13 protein-coding genes are annotated in these 16,116 nt (G+C 67.9%); 7 read left to right on the top strand and 6 right to left on the bottom strand.

Translation table 11 applies throughout. From position 1 onward, the window contains the following. Positions 1–51: 51 nt before the first annotated feature. The 7 genes from ON40_RS18475 to ON40_RS18445 all read left to right on the top strand — a co-directional run bounded on the left by ON40_RS18475 (position 52) and on the right by ON40_RS18445 (position 10,377). Positions 52–483, top strand: a complete 432-nt coding sequence (locus ON40_RS18475) for an NfeD family protein (protein ID WP_040824680.1) — start codon at positions 52–54, stop codon at positions 481–483. Then, positions 484–1,773: an SPFH domain-containing protein gene (locus tag ON40_RS18470; protein WP_040824677.1), complete on the top strand. Its 1,290-nt coding sequence runs from the start codon at positions 484–486 to the stop codon at positions 1,771–1,773. 83 nt (positions 1,774–1,856) lie between these two features. Next, entirely contained in the window at positions 1,857–3,251 is a 1,395-nt protein-coding gene (locus ON40_RS18465) for an ABC transporter substrate-binding protein (RefSeq protein WP_040824673.1), read from the top strand. Continuing rightward, positions 3,248–5,467 carry a hypothetical protein gene (locus ON40_RS18460; protein ID WP_040824669.1) on the top strand — a complete coding sequence of 740 codons (2,220 nt, stop codon included), beginning with the start codon at positions 3,248–3,250 and terminating at the stop codon, positions 5,465–5,467. The genes ON40_RS18465 and ON40_RS18460 overlap by 4 nt, the downstream gene beginning before the upstream one ends. Then, positions 5,464–7,395: a tetratricopeptide repeat protein gene (locus tag ON40_RS18455; protein WP_040824667.1), complete on the top strand. Its 1,932-nt coding sequence runs from the start codon at positions 5,464–5,466 to the stop codon at positions 7,393–7,395. The genes ON40_RS18460 and ON40_RS18455 overlap by 4 nt, the downstream gene beginning before the upstream one ends. A gap of 347 nt (positions 7,396–7,742) precedes the next feature. After that, entirely contained in the window at positions 7,743–8,072 is a 330-nt protein-coding gene (locus ON40_RS18450) for a transglycosylase family protein (RefSeq protein WP_040824664.1), read from the top strand. A gap of 331 nt (positions 8,073–8,403) precedes the next feature. Then, positions 8,404–10,377: an MFS transporter gene (locus tag ON40_RS18445; protein ID WP_063713042.1), complete on the top strand. Its 1,974-nt coding sequence runs from the start codon at positions 8,404–8,406 to the stop codon at positions 10,375–10,377. On the opposite strand, the gene ON40_RS18440 is transcribed toward ON40_RS18445, so the two are convergent. The 6 genes from ON40_RS18440 to ON40_RS18415 all read right to left on the bottom strand — a co-directional run bounded on the left by ON40_RS18440 (position 10,355) and on the right by ON40_RS18415 (position 15,971). Then, positions 10,355–11,461: a saccharopine dehydrogenase family protein gene (locus ON40_RS18440; protein WP_040824662.1), complete on the bottom strand. Its 1,107-nt coding sequence runs from the start codon at positions 11,459–11,461 to the stop codon at positions 10,355–10,357. The genes ON40_RS18445 and ON40_RS18440 overlap by 23 nt on opposite strands. A gap of 105 nt (positions 11,462–11,566) precedes the next feature. Continuing rightward, complete coding sequence (locus ON40_RS18435) at positions 11,567–12,340, bottom strand: hypothetical protein (protein WP_040824659.1); 774 nt, start codon at positions 12,338–12,340, stop codon at positions 11,567–11,569. Further along, a complete protein-coding gene (locus tag ON40_RS18430) occupies positions 12,337–13,242 on the bottom strand; it encodes a hypothetical protein (RefSeq protein ID WP_040824657.1) in 906 nt (301 codons plus the stop codon). Before ON40_RS18430 ends, ON40_RS18435 begins: the two co-directional genes overlap by 4 nt. Before the next feature lie 125 nt (positions 13,243–13,367). Further along, a complete protein-coding gene (locus ON40_RS18425) occupies positions 13,368–14,279 on the bottom strand; it encodes a serine/threonine-protein kinase (RefSeq protein WP_157186335.1) in 912 nt (303 codons plus the stop codon). Between the two features lie 47 nt (positions 14,280–14,326). Further along, complete coding sequence (locus tag ON40_RS18420) at positions 14,327–15,163, bottom strand: SAM-dependent methyltransferase (RefSeq protein ID WP_040824655.1); 837 nt, start codon at positions 15,161–15,163, stop codon at positions 14,327–14,329. 109 nt (positions 15,164–15,272) lie between these two features. Continuing rightward, the gene (locus ON40_RS18415; protein WP_083895753.1) at positions 15,273–15,971 is read right to left on the bottom strand and encodes a TVP38/TMEM64 family protein; all 699 of its coding nucleotides are present in this window, start codon (positions 15,969–15,971) and stop codon (positions 15,273–15,275) included. Between the last annotated feature and the right edge of the window lie 145 nt (positions 15,972–16,116).

Genomic DNA, 16,116 nt, shown 5'->3' with positions numbered 1-16,116 from the left:
TTGCGCGTCCTTGCCCGGTTGCGGACGTCCGGGACGGTTACTGTTGAGAGCGTGGCCGCTATCGTGTGGCTGGTCGCGGGCATCGCGCTCGCCGCCGCCGAAATGCTCACCGGTGACTTCACGCTGCTCATGCTGGGCGGCGCCGCACTCGTGACTGCCGGTGTGGCCGGAATCGCGGATACCGCGGTGGTCACCGACGCCATCGTCTTCGGGGTCAGCGCACTGGCGCTGTTGTTCCTGGTGCGTCCGATCATGTTGCGGCGCTTCTCCGTTCCGCCGCCGACGCCGACGAATGTGCACGCCCTGCCGGGCAAGACGGCCAAGGTGCTCGAGACCGTCAACGACGAAACGGGCCGGGTCAAGATCGATGGAGAGGTGTGGAGCGCCAGACCTCTTGACCCGTCCGAGGAATATGCCGAAGGGGAAACCGTGTACGTGATGAAGATCGACGGTGCGCATGCCGTCGTGTGGAAGGGGCCGTAAATGGTTGCACTGATCGTCGCCGTAGTCCTGGTCCTATTGGTCGCGGTGGTGGTGTTCAAGTCGATCGCGCTGGTGCCGCAGGCCGAGGCCGCGGTGATCGAGCGGCTGGGCCGGTATTCGCGCACCGTGTCGGGTCAGCTGACCTTCCTGGTCCCGTTCGCCGACCGGGTGCGCGCGAAGGTGGATCTGCGCGAGCGGGTGGTGTCGTTCCCGCCGCAGCCGGTGATCACCCAGGACAACCTGACCGTGCAGATCGACTCGGTGGTGTACTTCCAGGTCACCAGCCCGCAGGCCGCGGTGTACGAGATCAGCAACTACATCGCCGCGGTCGAGCAGTTGACCATCACCACCCTGCGCAACGTGGTCGGCGGGATGACCCTGGAGGAGACGCTGACCTCCCGCGACCAGATCAACTCGCAGCTGCGCGGTGTCCTGGACGAGGCCACCGGCCGCTGGGGACTGCGCGTGGCGCGCGTCGAGCTCAAGGCCATCGATCCGCCGCCGTCGATCCAGGAGTCGATGGAGAAGCAGATGAAGGCCGACCGGGAGAAGCGCGCGATGATCCTCACCGCGGAGGGTAATCGCGAAGCACAGATCCGCACGGCCGAGGGCGCCAAGCAGGCACAGATCCTCTCCGCCGAGGGTTCCAAGCAGTCGGCGATCCTGTCGGCGGAGGGTGAACGCCAGAGCCGGATCCTGCGCGCCCAGGGTGAACGCGCTGCGGCCTACCTGCAGGCCCAAGGCCAGGCCAAGGCTATCGAAAAGGTCTTCGCCGCAATCAAATCCGGTAAGCCGACCCCGGAACTGCTTGCGTACCAGTACATGCAGACGTTGCCGGAGGTGGCCAAGGGCGACGCCAACAAGGTGTGGATGGTGCCCAGCGACTTCGGCAAGGCGCTGGAGGGGTTCGCCCGCAACTTCGGCACCCAGGGCGAGGACGGCGTGTTCCGCTACGAGCCGAGTGCCGAGGGCGCGGAAACCGCTGGCGGCGAGGACGATTCGGATGAGGTCGCCGACTGGTTCGACGTGAAGACCGACCCGGCCGCCGAACGCGCGGTGCGTGCCGCCGAGGCGGCCGCGGCCGCACCGGTGGAGGCGCCCTCGATCGGCCAGCGCGGCACGCCCTCGCAGAGCGCGATCGGTCAACAGCCGAATCCCGCACAGTTCCAACCGCAACCGCCGTCGGCGCAGTACCAGCCGCCGCCGGCCCAGTATCAGCAGCCCCAGCAGCCGCGCTCGGGGCAGGGTGAGTCCCAGGGCTGGCGCCCGCCGGAGCCACCCGCGCGGTAACGCGTCGTCCCGGTCCGTCGATACTCGAATGACGGGCCGGGACAAGGCGGTTCGCGTACTGCCAGGAGAGCGGTATCAGGGGGATGATCGCACGACGAGCGATTCTGCAGGGCGGGCTCGTCCTGCCGCTGGCGGCCGCGTGCACGCCGGAAGTCCTGGGCGGCGACTCCGGCGCGGTGCGGATCGCGGTGTCCTGGAGCGGAAACGAGCTCACCGCCTTTCGTGCGGTGTTGGCGGGGCTGGCCTCGACGGGCGCGTTCACCGGCCGGGTGGAGGTGGTACCGCTCGGCGATGACATCAATACCGCGCTGAGTGCGGGCGGCCGTGATGCGCCGGATATCGTCATGCTGCCCGATCCGGGCGCGATCCAGACCTCGGCCCGCACGGTATTGCGGGCGCTGCCCGAGTTGCGCGCCGAGTCGATCTGGCAGCCCGACGGCCGTCAGGTCTATTCCGAGTCCTGGTACAACCTGTTGTGGCACGCGGATTGCGGTCGCAGCCCACAACTCTACGGCGTTCCGTTCAAGGCGGCGAACATGTCGCTGATCTGGTTCGATCGCTCCGCCTTTCCGGGATACGACTCCCGATCCTGCACCTCGACCGGAACCGATGGGCCCGAGCGGTGGTCGCTGACGGACTGGGGCGCCTATATCGAAAAGTTCGCGCGCAGCGGCCGGCATCTGTTCGCGCTCGGTGCGGCGGACGGTTGGGTACTGGCCTACCACTTCGCGAATGTGCTGCGGGCGGTCGCCCCGAGGGCCTACGAGGCGCTGTCCGGGCCGGACGTGTCGGCGGGAGAGTGCTGGCCGCCCAAGCGATCCGGGCTGCCGTCGCCGAGCTGGAATCATCATCATGTGCGGGCCGCGCTTACGATGCTCGGCAAGATCTGGTGTGTCCCAGGGGGATTCGCGGGCGGTGTCGCCCAGCCGCTGCGGCGGCAGTTCCCCGATGCGATCCGCGACGTATTCCAGCATCGTCGGGCGGCCATGGTGGTCGCCCCCGATTATGCGGAACCGATCGTGCGGGACTGCTTGCGGCGCACCGGGCGTCCCGACTGCAGTGTCGGCGTGATGGGCTTTCCGGGGTACCAGGCGTGGAACGACCATCCGCCGAATATCGGTGGCGGCGACGTCATGGTCATCACCGCGGATGCCTCGCCCCGGGCCGAGGATCTGGTCGCCGCGCTCGCGGCGGCGAATGCCTCCCAACCGTGGATCGCGCACTACGGGGGTTTCGTACCGCCGAATCTGAACACCGCGACGCCCGCGTCGTACTCCGGTCTGTTCAACGGCGTCGCCGATCGGATGAGCAGATGGGATGTGTTCGACTTCGCCGATCTGGTCGGGCCGCGCGGGCGGCGAGACGGGTTGTGGCGCATCTTGACTCGCTTTCTCATCGACGTCGGCGATCGCGGTGAGCAAGCGGTGGGACCGGCGACCGAACGGGCCATCGGAGATCTCGAACGGACGTGGGAATGACCGTCGACCGGATCCAAGCCAACGGCCTCACGATGGAGCTCGCGCCGCGCCGCTTGTCGGGGCGGTTGATCGGCGGATGGTATCTGCGCGGCGTTGTCGCACTCGTGGTGCAGCTCCCGGCTCTGGCGCTGGGGGCGTTGGTACTGGTGCCGACTGGATGGTCGGTGGCGGTCGTGGTGTTCTCGCCCCGGTTTCGGTTCGTCACCCTATGCTCCGCCGCGGTGATCTGCGCGGTGTGGACCTGGCGGCGGCTGGAGAGTCCGTCCAGTTCGCCCAAGCGCTGGTGGCGCAAGCCCAAGTCGCCGCAGGCAAGTTCGCCGAAGCGCAAGACACCGAAGGCCCGATGGGTCCCGCGCTGGCCCGAGCTGTGTGTGTGGCTGGCCTGGCTCGTCGGCGCCGTATGTGCGGCTGTCTATTTCGGGTCGCGAGGAAATTGGGGCTGGTCCCAGGTCGCCGGTGCGGGTGCGGTCCTGATCGGTGTCTGGTGGTGGCTCGGGCGCCGGTGGCCGGGGCGCTGGTATTGGGGGGCGTTACTGCCCGCCGTGGTGGCGGTCGCGGGCATCATCGCCGCGATCGTGGCCACCGCGGGGAGCGAGGCGTACTGGATGACGCTGGTGTGGGTTGCCGCGACCTTCGGGCTGCTCGTGTTCACGGTGTGGATGGCCTGGTTGCTGCGCCGCACCTGGTGGCCGTGGTGGCCGCTGATCGTGCCGTTCGGGGTCTCGGCATTCGTGGCGGGTCTGGCCTGGCGGTTGATCTTCGAGCCGATCGTGGACCCGGTCACCGATGTGCGGTACCAGGCGTTCCTGTACGCGTTGATGCTGGGCGCGGCCTTCGCCTGGATCTGGTTCGGCGCGTTGTTCATCCTGTTGCGGGCCGCGGCGGCCAGCATCGAATCCGATCCGGTTCGCCGCGCGTATCTGGAGCGCAGGACCGGGTTCCGTCGCTACTGGCGGCTCGTGGTGATGCTGAACCCGGTTATCATGATCGTCGGCCTGGTCGTGACCGTGGCCGCGGCGCGTGTTTTCGACATCATTCTCGTCGGTGTACCCGGACCCTTGCAGTACACGCTGGACAGCGTGACCGTGCACTGGTGGCATCTGCCGTCCGACACCGCGGCCGATCATGTTGCCGCAGCGGCATTCTCGATGCCGCTGGCACTCGTGGTGGGGGTGGTCGCCTGGTTCCTGCAGGTTGGCATCCGGCGGCACCACGCCCGGTGGCCCGCGGCGGGCGCGGTCGCGGTGCCGGTTCGACTGCGCATTCCGGTCTCGGGCGCGACCGGGTCCGGGTCACGCCTGGCCGCACACGAGAGGTGGATCCTCGAGTGTGTACGGGCGGTGACGGGCGGTTCCCGGTCGGCCGCGAAAGAACCTGGGAATCGGCAGGATCTGCCGGTCGTTGCGGGCCCGGCCGAGCGACTGCTGATAGCCGTGGTGCGAGCGGGCCGCCTGTGTGTGCGCATCGGGGTGGTGCCGTTGACGGCGCTGGCCCCGCTGGTGGTGTTGTTCGTGATGACGTGGGCGGGATTCGACGGCCCGGCGCTGGTCGGGACGACCTCGATCTGGAGCGATACCGAACTCTGGCGCGGCCTGATGGACACCGGCGTGGTCGCGGTGGTGGCCACGTTCCTGACCGTGAGCGCGGCGCTGCCACCGGCCTACTATGCGGCGACGCTGCGACCGGACAAAGTGCCCTCCCGTGTGCTGATGACGTTCCTGGTCGTCTTCGCGGTGCTGCCGGCCCAGGTCTACCTCGGGCCGATCCGGGCGATCATCAACCGATACGACCTGGCCGGGACATCGATTCCGCTGATTCTGATGCATGCGGCGATCGGGCTGCCGATCGCGATCATGATCCTGCGCGGTGCACTTCTGGCCCCGGCCGACGGTCCGCTGTCGGACACCCGCCGGGAACCGGCGAGCACCTCGATCATGGTGCGCAGCGTATTGCACAGCGCCGGACCGGCCCTCGTCGCGGTCGCGGTTCTGCAACTGGTCCAGGTGTGGAACGACTTCTTCATCGGGTTGCAGGTGCGCGGCGCGGACGCGAGCCCCTGGTCGCTGCTGCTGTGGAGTGACGCGCGCCAATTCCACGAGAGCACAGCGCATCTGGCCGCGGGGGCGCTGCTGTCCGCGGTGCCGCCGGTCGTGCTGCTGTTGGCGACCTGGCGACGATTCCTGGTGCCGGGATTGACCGGGGGAGCGCTGCGATGACATCGGCAGAGGATTCCGTCGATTTCGGCCCGGACGAATTCGCGGTCGACTCACCGGTACAGATCGTCGCGAAATCCTCGCTGTGGCAGGGATTCCTGCGGTCCGCGTCGGTACTGAGTACCTCGTTGCTATTGGAATTGATCAGCAAACTTCTGGAGAATCGCGTCGGGCAGAGTCCGACGCTTGCGTCGGCGTCGTCGTGGCTCAGCCGGATCGCCATTCTGGTGGTCCTGATCGCGGCGGGATACCTGATTCTGCGCCGATTGACCACGATGCAGGACCGGCTGCGTGTGCGGCGGGAAATGCGGCTGACCGCCGATCTGATCTCGCCGGGCCCGGTGGTGAAATCGTCGGTGCCGCCACCGGACCGCGAGACGAGACTGCCTGCGCGCCGGGAAAATCCGACTCTGTCGGATTGTCAGCAGTTGTGGAAGGCCCAAGTCGTGCGGGTGCTCGACGCGCTGCCCTTCGAAGAATACGAGGCTGCCGCACTGTACGACCTGGTCTCGGCCGTCCTGACCGCCCGGCGACGGCTTCCGCTGGACGAGGCGCCGCAACCGATTTCCGCGACGGCGGAGATCGACCGAATGACCCGGGCCGGCGTGCTGACCAGCGCCGCCGGCGACCGGATCGTGGTGCGGCGTGGGGTCGTGCCCCCGGTGCTGATGCTGTGGGTGCTGGTGCAGCGGATGCTGATTCAGCAGGACGTGCGGCAATTGGGCCCGGTGCGTTCGGTGGTCATGTGGCGGATACTGCCCGACGGAATATGTTCCAGGATCGACGAGGAGCCCGAATGGGACGCCGGACTGCCCGCGCTGGTACGTCACCACGCGGATCTGGCGACCCGATGGGCGGCCGCATTGAATACCCGCCGATTGGGCGAGGGTGCGCAGCGCTGGTTCGGTCAGGAGGCCGAGCATCTGCTCGGGTTGATCAGGGTGTGCCGCGGGATGCGCGAGCAAGCCGTGCGCGATGCGGCCGTCCCGGATCTCCTGCGCATCGCGGACGCCCTGGATCGCTGGTATGCCCGCAACGGCTGGAGCGCGGCGAAAAACGGCCTGGCGGAACAGGTCTCCCAACTCCTCACACCCGACGCGCAGCCGGTGGAATACGAGCTGACGCAGCTCCGGCGAGCCGACGCCGACCGGAGAACCGACACCGACGATCCGACGATCGAATCATCCGTGTCCTGGCTGCATCGGTACAAGGCTCCGCTGCTGGCGCGGCGTGATGAGCGCGAGGCGTGGAAACTCCTGACCGGACAGTGCGGCCCGGACGAGGTGAAGCAGGCGGGCGCACTGCTCGAGCGGGCGTGGCGGCGACTGCCCGCCCGGGACGGCGCCGGATCGGTCTGCCTGCTGGTCGACCTGGCGATCGTGCGGTTGCACGAGGGCAGGCTCGAGGCCGCGCGGAACTGCCTCGCGGTGGCGCAGTCGCTGGCCGGTGACGATCGTGACCCGGCCGGGTTGGCGCACGTCTACGAAATCCTGGGCGTGCTGCGGTGGATTCGCGGCGAACCGCGGCGGGCCCTGCACGACTGGCAGCGGGCGTTGAGCCGCTTCCGGGATCTGAATCACGACCTCGGGACCGCGCGCTGCCTGCAACACCTGGGATCGGCGATCGCGGAGTTCCCCGAATACGGCGGACTGCTGGTGGGCGGGGAACCGTGGCGGGGTGAGGTGTTGCGGCAGGCCGGTGGCTGGCTGGCCCAGGCCGTGCGCATGCGCGAGGCCATCGGCCCCGATGCGGACATCGGACGCCGACCTGCGGAATTGCCGGCCAACCGGGCACTCGAGAAGGTGCGCGAACGACTGGCGCAGGAGCCGGGTTTGTTCGACCCCGAGCTGCTCCCGCCCGACGAACTGCTGCTCGAAGGCGTCGATCGCTGGCCGCTCCCGGTTTCCGAAGACGCCGGATCGCCCTCGTAAGGGTCTTCGGGAAGAAAGTTTCCGAGACCTGGATCACATTTTTGTTGTGATCTCGAACACGTAACGAACCGTTAATGACATTTGTGTAATCCGTTATCTTTTCGATGTCATCCGTCAAAAAGCGTCTCTAACCTCATGTATATGTTGACGGTATCGACTTGTTACCTCAACGTGATCTGCGGCGAATTCTCCGTTACCGTCGTCGACAGCTCGAAACAGAGCTGAGACTCGAATCGCCGAACACCGGAAGCCTCGTCCCGTGATTCGAGTTCGCACCCGACATCCCTGGGGACGAGATCCGGTAACGAACGAACTTCCGGACGGCTGGGCGCAGGCAGGAAAAACCTATGCTTCGCAACCGCAAGATCAGCACGCTCGGACTCACCGCCGTCGCAGGCGCCCTCATCGCCGTCCCGTTCGGCCTGACCGCGAACGCTTCCGCGGCGGGCGGGCACAACTGGGATGCCGTCGCGCAGTGTGAGGCGAGCGGCAACTGGGCTGCCAACACCGGTAACGGTTTCTACGGCGGCCTGCAGTTCACCCAGAGCACCTGGAACTCCTACGGCGGCAGTGGCAACGCGGCCAACGCCAGCCGCGCCGAGCAGATTCGCGTCGGCGAGAACGTGCTCGCGGGCCAGGGCCCCGGCGCCTGGCCGGTGTGTGGCCGCTACCTGTAAGCAGCCTACCCGCGAGGGAACAGATTCATCACGGCCCTGTCATCCGGTACGTCCGGATGGCAGGGCCGTGGTCGTTGTTCGGTACGTCTCGACGCCTCCCGCGGGTTCGCGCCTTTCACGCAGGTGAGCGCAACTACTTCTTTAACAGAGCTATCTGGTCGAGAGGACGCGAAGACTACCTGCCTGCTCGGCAGCAGCATCAGCCGAATTCGACGTAGTTCGCCGAGCTGTTGCGGGGATTGTGTACTCCGGTCGAGTTCGAGTCACGCTCCCGATACCTCAATGATGTTCTGTTCTAGAATAATCATGTTGTATCTGCGGAAGGTCTGTGATGCTGTTCGTCGAGTCGGCTCGTCCCCGGTTCGTGCGTCAGCATTCCCGCGCCGGATGGCTCGCGGTGGGTGCGGTGTGCCTCGGGGCGTTCATGGGTCAGCTCGACGCCAGCATCGTCACCTTGACGTTTCCGGCCGTGCAGCACGAGTTCCGGGCCTCGCTGGCCGGGGTGGAGTGGGTGTCGCTGGCCTATCTGCTGACCGTCGTCGGGCTGGTCGTCGCCGCGGGGCGGATCGCCGATTCGATCGGGCGCAAGGCTGTATATCTCCAAGGATTCGTCGTGTTCACCGCCGCTTCGGCGGCCTGCGCCCTGGCACCCGGACTCGGCTGGCTGATCGGCTTTCGGGTGCTGCAGGCCGTCGGTGCGGCCATGTTGCAGGCCAACAGCGTCGCGCTGGTGGTCACCAGTGTGCCGGCGAAACGGATGCGCGCCGCGCTCGGTGTGCAGGCCGGGGCCCAGGCGCTCGGGCTGGCGCTGGGACCGGCGATCGGCGGGATGCTCGTCGATTCGGTCGGCTGGCGGTGGGTCTACGGGGTCAACGTGCTGGTCGGCGTCATCGCGCTGATCGCGGGACGGTATCTGCTGCCCCGCACCCGGCAGCGCTCGGTCCTGCACGAATTCGATTGGCGTGGGCTGCTGTTGCTGATCCTGTGCACCAGTTCGCTGCTGCTGGCGGTGTCCTCGGTGTCGGGGCTGGCGGTCCCGGCGTGGGCACCGGTCGCGCTGGGGGTGCTGTCGGCCGCGGCCGGGGCGGGGCTCTGGTGGTGGTCGCGGCGCGCTGCGGATCCGCTCATCGATCTGACGATGCTGCGCCCCACGGTGGTGAGCGTGGGACTGGTCGGAGCGTTCGCGGCGTATCTGGTGCTGTTCGGACCGCTGGCGCTGTTCCCGCAGCTGCACGGTGCGAGCGTCGCCGGAACCGGGCTGATCCTGACCGCGCTGCCCGCCGGATTCGCGCTGGCGGCCGTGACCGGCGGCCAGGTGCTTCCGTCGCACTGGGACGGGCGGCGCCGCGAACGTCTCGGTGCGGCGATGGCCACTATCGCGCTGGCCGCACTGCTGGCCGACCCTGCCTCGGCGTGGTGGGCGTTCGGCTGGCTGGGTCTGCTCGGGCTCGGTCTGGGCGTGTTCATTCCCGGCAACAACACCGCCATCATGAGCGCGGTCCCGGCAGGCCGATCCGGCACCAGCGGGGGACTGGTCAATATGGCGCGCGGTCTGGGCACCGCCGGTGGCGTCGCGGTGGTGACTCTCGCGCTGCATCTGGACGGCAGTTCCGATGGCGCGGGCTCGGGATCACGGACGGCGCTGGGCGGGCTGCTGCTGTTCGCGATCCTGGCCGTCGCCACGACGTTGACCGCACGTCGGGCAGAATCCGGAAGATCATCTCAGCGTGAGGAGTCGCCGATGACCACATCCGCCGTCGAGGGCTCGCCGGTCACCACCGTGCGGCCCGACGAGAACGCCATCGCCGAGATCATCGCCTGCCTGCGCCGCGCGATGCGCCGCGCGGCGCGGGCGGCGGATCCGGGCAATACTCTCTCGGTCGCCCAGCTCGAGCTGCTGTCGAGTGTGTCCGAGCATCCGGGCGTCCGGCCCGGTCAGCTGGCGCGCCTGTTGCGCTTGGCGCCCAATTCGGTGACCACACTGGTCAACGGATTGCAGACGCACAACATGATCACCCGCGCTCCGGGGGAGGACCGGCGCGCGGTCACCCTGACGCTCACCGACGAGGGCCGTGCCGCGGTGCGCGCCTGGCAGTCGACCAATACCGACATCCTGCGCACCGCGCTGGACGACCTGCACCCCGGCTGGCAGCATCTGCTGGCCGCGGCCATGCCCGCGCTCACCGAACTCACCCGCGCCATCGACACTCTCGCCGACCCCGTTCCGGCACAACGCGATTCGGAGACCGCGGCACACAGCGGCCGAGTGCGCCGGGAACGTGCTACGAGCTCGTCGGAGGGGTAGCTGTGTGGCGAGTCCAGCCGGCGTCGAGGGCGGCGGTCTGCAGTGCGTCGAGGCCGAAGGCGTCGACCGGGCCCAGAGCGCCGGTGTCGAGCAGGCCGCCGCCCAGTGCTGTATCGGCTGCCCAGGCCAGCATCGCCGCGGTGAACGTGTAGGGATCGCCGCCCTCGAGCGTGACGCTCGACAGGATCTTCCCGGCGTCATCGCGAGCTTCCGCGACTACCCGGGACCGGGTGCGGCCGAGGGATCCGGCTCCAGGGCCACCGGTGGAGCCCTTGACGATTCGGCCCAGCGCGCCGTCGAGCACCTGCTTCAACGCACCCGACTTCGCAGCGATCGCGGCCAGCTGTGATCCGGCCCGCAGCCCATGCGCCGCGAGCAGCGGCAGGCCCAGGAAGACGTCGATCCGACGCAGTTGCGGGTAGGAGCGAGTCAGCGCGAAATGTTCCGACCCGGGGATCGACACACCCGTGCGGTCGGCTCCGGCGACGTCGAACGAGCGCAGATGTGCGCCGGAAACCTGCGGGACGACCCGGCCGCCGCGCAGCGCGAAGCCGGGTTCGAACAGCATCCCGGCCATGGAGGCACGGGTGCCGCCGCTGGTGCCGGGGTGATCCATGAAATAGCCGATGTCGGCACGGGTAGCGGCGGGCGCCGCACGCAACGCCAACGCGGCGGCCAGGTTGCCCGGCACGTAGTCGAACCCGAACGCGGTCAGCAGCGCAGACCCGGCGGTACGGGCCTGGTCGTCGTGCTCGAACACGCTGCGGATGAACGGCCCTTCGCCGGTGGAATCGATGTAGTGGGCACCGGCGGAGATCGCCGCATCCAATGCCGGACGGCCGTGGCGCAGAAACGGCCCGACGGTGGTCACCAGGACATCGCTGCGACGGAGCAGAGCGCGCACCGACGCGGGGTCGGTGACGTCGGCAACTGCGGTCGGTGCGCCGCCCAGGTCGGTGGCCAGTTTCTCCAGGGCGGCCGCGTTGCGACCGGCCAGCACGGGGGATGTGCCGCGTGCGGTGAGGACTTCGGCGGTCAGGCGCCCGGTGTACCCGGTCGCCCCGAACAAGACGATCTTCGGCATTGATACCTCGCCCTTCTACTCGTTATCGGATATTCGCTGTTCGTCCGTGCAAAAAGACTGAGCGGCAGCAGGTTTCGTCGACCACGACGGCGCGCCCACAGTGTGCTACCGGGGTAGCCGCTCGTCCGGTGTCAGATGGGTGATGGAGAGATCTCGCTGCACGATACCGGGCTCGCTCGAATGGATCGGCCGGACCGCCTTCAGTAGTTCCACCAGGGTCAGGTGATCTGCCGGATGGATTCCGTCGGTGGGATGGAAATCGACTGTGGCCGTGGCAGTTCCGGCCGCAGTGGTGGTGGCCAGGCGGTAGCGCAACGGGACGCCGCCGACGCCGCGGGTGCGGATCGAGCGATAGCGGATCCGGTCACCGAGGGTGTGCACCGCAACGGAACCCTCGGCGTGGACGACCGGGGTTTCGGAACTCACGTCGGGAAAGGCGGCGGTCTCGAGTACCCGCAGACCGGCGAAGTAGTAGCCGGGAAGTGCGTTGTCCGGCACCGTGTTCCACGGATACACGCCGTCCTCGGGCAGGTCGATCTCCTCGATCAATTCGATCCGGGTTATCTCCCGGGTCGCGGCGGCGAGCGAACGCGTCAGCCGGGCCGCGACCGCCGACTGGAAGCCGCCGGCGGCGTGCAGGGTGGACGACCCGGCGCGGCACGCATCGCGAACCTCGTTCAGCGGCAATGCCTCGAGAGGTAGAGCGGTGACGACGTCGCGGCCCGCGCGCAGATGGTCGGGAATTTCGTCGAAGTCCGCGGACAAGTGCACCACTACCACGGCCGAAGACTGTTCCACGACGACGACATCCGGGCGTTCGGCGATCCGCTCGGCGAGCGGGCCACCGCCCAGTACCGCGACCGGAAGCGGGGAACTCATGCTGTCTCCAGACGGAATCGAGGGCTCAGATCGGGCGTCGCGACACCGGGCGGCGCCAGGCACAGTTCCGGGATGACATCGAGCATGGCCTTGACCGAGATGTCGGTGACCGCTGACCAGTCACCGCTGTTGGTCTCGTCGTCCAACTCGTTGCGCATCTCGATCCGCGCCCGGCTGCCGTCCAGCGTGATCACATGTCCACCGGCCAGACTGCGCGGATGGTCCGGTCCGAGATGGGCATTGCCCATCCCGACGTGCCAGCACTCCGCATTGGTCATGAACAACCGGTCCCCGATATAGCCGCGGTAGCTCATGTGGATCGCGCCGACCGAACCGGGCTCGATAACGCTGCCGCCCGCCTCCATCCGCACTCGCGCGGGCACGGGGTAGACGTGTCGCTCCACCCGAACCTGATCCGCACCCACACCGAACAGCGCGTGCCCGACGTTGGCGAGCACCGCGTCGAAATAGAAGTGCTGCATCAGCGCGATGGCGTGGTTGGAATCGACCGCGCTCAGCGGCATGCCGAAGCCGAGGCCGGTCACTCGCATCTGCGCCACCGTGCGCAAAACCTCCAGCGGTGCACGCGTTTCGGACAGCCACGTCGGCATGGCCGGGCTGTGGTACGACGCCGCCGACACCACGTTCTTGCCCGACTCCAGCAGATCCAGCACATCGGCGTCCGCGCCCTGCACCAGCGCGGGCGTGGTGGGCGTATGCACTACGCAATCCGCCTCCAGCGCAAGGATTTCCGCTTTCGAGGTGGTCGCGGTGACGCCCACCGGCCCCAGTCCGGCCAGCTCGCCGATATCTCGGCCGTGTTTGTGCGGGCTGAACACCTTGACCCCGACGACGTCGAACCGAGGCGACTCGAGCGCCGTGCGCAATGCTCGCCCGCCCATATCGCCGGGGCCCAGATGATCAGTCGATGCCGACGCGCCACCAGAGGTCTCCTTGCCGTTGGCGACATGTCTAGCACGTTAGGCTATGAGACACATAGGCTTCCAGTCTCTTACCGTCTCGCCGCTCAGCAGTCGGCCGGATCGATATCGCGCAGCGCGCGGGCGATCATCCGAATCGGCTCGGCGCAGGTGCCGTACCGCCGGGCGGGATCCTTCGCCAGGCATTTGCGGAGAATCGAGCCGACCGCGGTCGGAATCCACGGGCGGCGGCGGGAGATATCGGGCGGTTCGGCAGATATCTGCGCATCGGCCAACCGGAAACGGTTCATCAGCGGGAATGGCACCTGGCCGGTGAGCAACTCGGCGGCCGAACAGGCCAGCGCGTACTGGTCGGTCGCCGGTGTCATCGCTCCGCCGCACAGCAATTCCGGTGCGGCATAAGGCAGTGAGCCCACCACGAAACCCTCGGGCGTGAGCTGCGGACCGGATCCATCGATCCGGCGGGCGGTGCCGAAATCGGATAGTTTCACCCGCGCCATCATGTCCGGATCGGGTGCGAACGCACCGCCTTCGCTCAATGCTCTGGCGTCGGCCGCGGTCGCCGGTTCGATTCGGCTCAGCAACATGTTCGCCGGTTTGACGTCCAGATGCAGCACTCCCTGGACGTGCGCGTAGTCCAGCGCGTGGGCGATGGCGGTGAGGATCGCGACCACCAGTGCGGGGTCCGGATCGGCGCGCGGTGCGGGTCCGCGAGCGGCGGCCCCATCGATGTATTCGTGCGAGGACCACAGGCGTCCATCGAATTCACCGTGCGCGAACATCTGCACGATATTGGGATGGTGCAGTTTCACCGCGACCTCGAATTCGTGCACGAATCGCGCCCGCGCCGCGCTCGAACGGCTCGCGGCGGTATTCATGATCTTCAGCGCGAGCGGTCCCTGCCCGTCGTCGGCCAGATACACCTCACTGCTGCCGCCGAGCCCCAACGGCGTTCGAATGACGAACTCCGCGAACCTGTCTCCTGCGCTGAACAACACGGCCACAGCTTAGAACCGACGGTGCCCGATTTCGCGGTGATGGTCGCTCAGGGTTTGCGCCCCATTCCGGCCCATGCCCAGGCAGGGCCTACGTGTGGTTCGGCGTCGTACGGGAGGTCCTCGCCGAGTTCGGGGTGCCAGTCCTCCAGCGTGCTGACCCATGGCGGCACGAGATCGGTTCCGGCGAACAGGTTTTCGACCTCGGACTGATTTCGCGCGACCAGGGTGAGCCCGCCCCGTGCGGCGGCGTCCGCGGCCTGCGCGGCGCCGGAGGCGTTGAAGTCGCCGGTGAAATGACTGATGGCCAGGGAGCTTCCGGGTGCTACGCCATTGAGCAGCCGGGAGACGACATCGTGTATGCCGTCCGCGTCGTGGAAGTACATCAGCACCGAGATCAGCATGATCGCGATCGGGCGTTCCAGGTCCAGGGTGTCGGTGAGTCGCGGATCGCGCAGTATCGCTTCCGAATCGAGCAGATCGGCGTGGATGAAGGCGGTCCGGCCCACTGGCGAGCCCTTCATCAGAGCTCGCGCGTGTGCCAGGACCAGCGGATCCTTGTCCACGTAGACGATTCGCGCGGTGCGATCCACCTCCTGGGCCACCTGGTGGGTGTTGCGTGCGGTCGGCAGTCCGGTGCCGATGTCGAGGAATTGGGTGATGCCCAACTCGGTGATCGCGTAGCGCACACTGCGGCCGAGGAAGACCCGATTGGCCCGCGCCATACTGCGGATGCCGGGAATGTGCGCGGCGATCGCGTTGCCCAGCGTGCGGTCGGCGGGGTAGTTGTCCACACCGCCGAGCCAGTAGTCGTAGACGCGCGCTTCGTGTGCGACGGTGGTGTCGATCGTGGTCGGTAGGCGGCCATCGGCGTCGCCGTCCGGCATGCTGTCCCTCTCCGGTCTCCTGTTTGCGACGCAAGAGTATGCCCGGTCCGCGGCCGGACGGGCGAGGTTCGGCGAATTGTCGGGTTCGGTGCCGGTGCGATGGGCGGGTTCAGGCGTCCGCGGGCTCCGCGACCGATGCCTCGGCGGATGCGGCCTGATCGGTGAATTGGCTTGCGCCCCAGCGGGCATCGACGACGAGTCCGATGACGCCGATGGCGATGCAGACCCCGGACAGCACCAGCATCGCCGGATCGGTGCGACCGGTCAGCGCATCGCCCAGGACCACCACGCCCACCGTGCCCGGCATGATGCCGATCACCGTGGCCAGCAGATATGGCAGCATGCGCACCGATGACAATCCGGCGCAATAGTTGATCACCGAGAACGGCACCGGCGCGATCAACCGCAGCGAGCCGACGGCCAGCCAGCCGCGTCGGGCCAGCCGGCGATCGACCGCGCGCACCGCGGGATGGTGCAGCCGCTTGGCCACCTGGTCGCGATCGAGCGCGCGCACCAGCAGCAGGGCCAGGATGGCACTGATGGTCGTCGCCCCGGCCGCGATGCCGACACCGAGCACCGGACCGAACAGCAGCCCCGCGCTGAGCGTGAACACCGTGCGGGGGAACGGCGCGGTCGTCACGATCGCATGCACCAGGAAGAACACGATCGGGAACAGCGGCCCGACCGAATGCGCCCACTCGCGGATCTGCTGCGGCGCGGGATGCGGAGCCAGCAGGGCCACCGCGACCAGCACGCCGCAGAGCACCAGCAGCGCGATGACGCGCGGATTGCGGAGTCTGCTCAGCACCGAGCCAGAGTACCGGCCGGGCCGGTCCGGGCATGGAACGCCCGGTCGAACCGCAGGCGAACTCCGCGCGCGCGGCCGGGCGGCATAGTACGTGTCCGTGCGGAATCGCGCGGTGAGTTCGTGCGAACAAGGCACACAGGGGATA

It is taken from the genome of Nocardia jiangxiensis NBRC 101359 (genome assembly GCF_000308615.1).
GTDB lineage: Bacteria > Actinomycetota > Actinomycetes > Mycobacteriales > Mycobacteriaceae > Nocardia > Nocardia jiangxiensis.
The sequence above is the reverse complement of the archived record's forward strand: the minus strand, read 5'-3'. Positions and strand labels throughout refer to the sequence as shown.

Excerpts from the sequence above, each read along its gene's own strand:
- ON40_RS18470 (WP_040824677.1), top strand. The coding sequence starts at position 484 with ATGGTTGCACTGATCGTCGCCGTAGTCCTGGTCCTATTGGTCGCGGTG.
- ON40_RS18465 (WP_040824673.1), top strand. The coding sequence starts at position 1,857 with ATGATCGCACGACGAGCGATTCTGCAGGGCGGGCTCGTCCTGCCGCTG.
- ON40_RS18460 (WP_040824669.1), top strand. The coding sequence starts at position 3,248 with ATGACCGTCGACCGGATCCAAGCCAACGGCCTCACGATGGAGCTCGCG.
- ON40_RS18455 (WP_040824667.1), top strand. The coding sequence starts at position 5,464 with ATGACATCGGCAGAGGATTCCGTCGATTTCGGCCCGGACGAATTCGCG.
- ON40_RS18450 (WP_040824664.1), top strand. The coding sequence starts at position 7,743 with ATGCTTCGCAACCGCAAGATCAGCACGCTCGGACTCACCGCCGTCGCA.
- ON40_RS18445 (WP_063713042.1), top strand. The coding sequence starts at position 8,404 with ATGCTGTTCGTCGAGTCGGCTCGTCCCCGGTTCGTGCGTCAGCATTCC.
- ON40_RS18440 (WP_040824662.1), bottom strand. The coding sequence starts at position 11,461 with ATGCCGAAGATCGTCTTGTTCGGGGCGACCGGGTACACCGGGCGCCTG.
- ON40_RS18435 (WP_040824659.1), bottom strand. The coding sequence starts at position 12,340 with ATGAGTTCCCCGCTTCCGGTCGCGGTACTGGGCGGTGGCCCGCTCGCC.
- ON40_RS18430 (WP_040824657.1), bottom strand. The coding sequence starts at position 13,242 with ATGGGCGGGCGAGCATTGCGCACGGCGCTCGAGTCGCCTCGGTTCGAC.
- ON40_RS18420 (WP_040824655.1), bottom strand. The coding sequence starts at position 15,163 with ATGCCGGACGGCGACGCCGATGGCCGCCTACCGACCACGATCGACACC.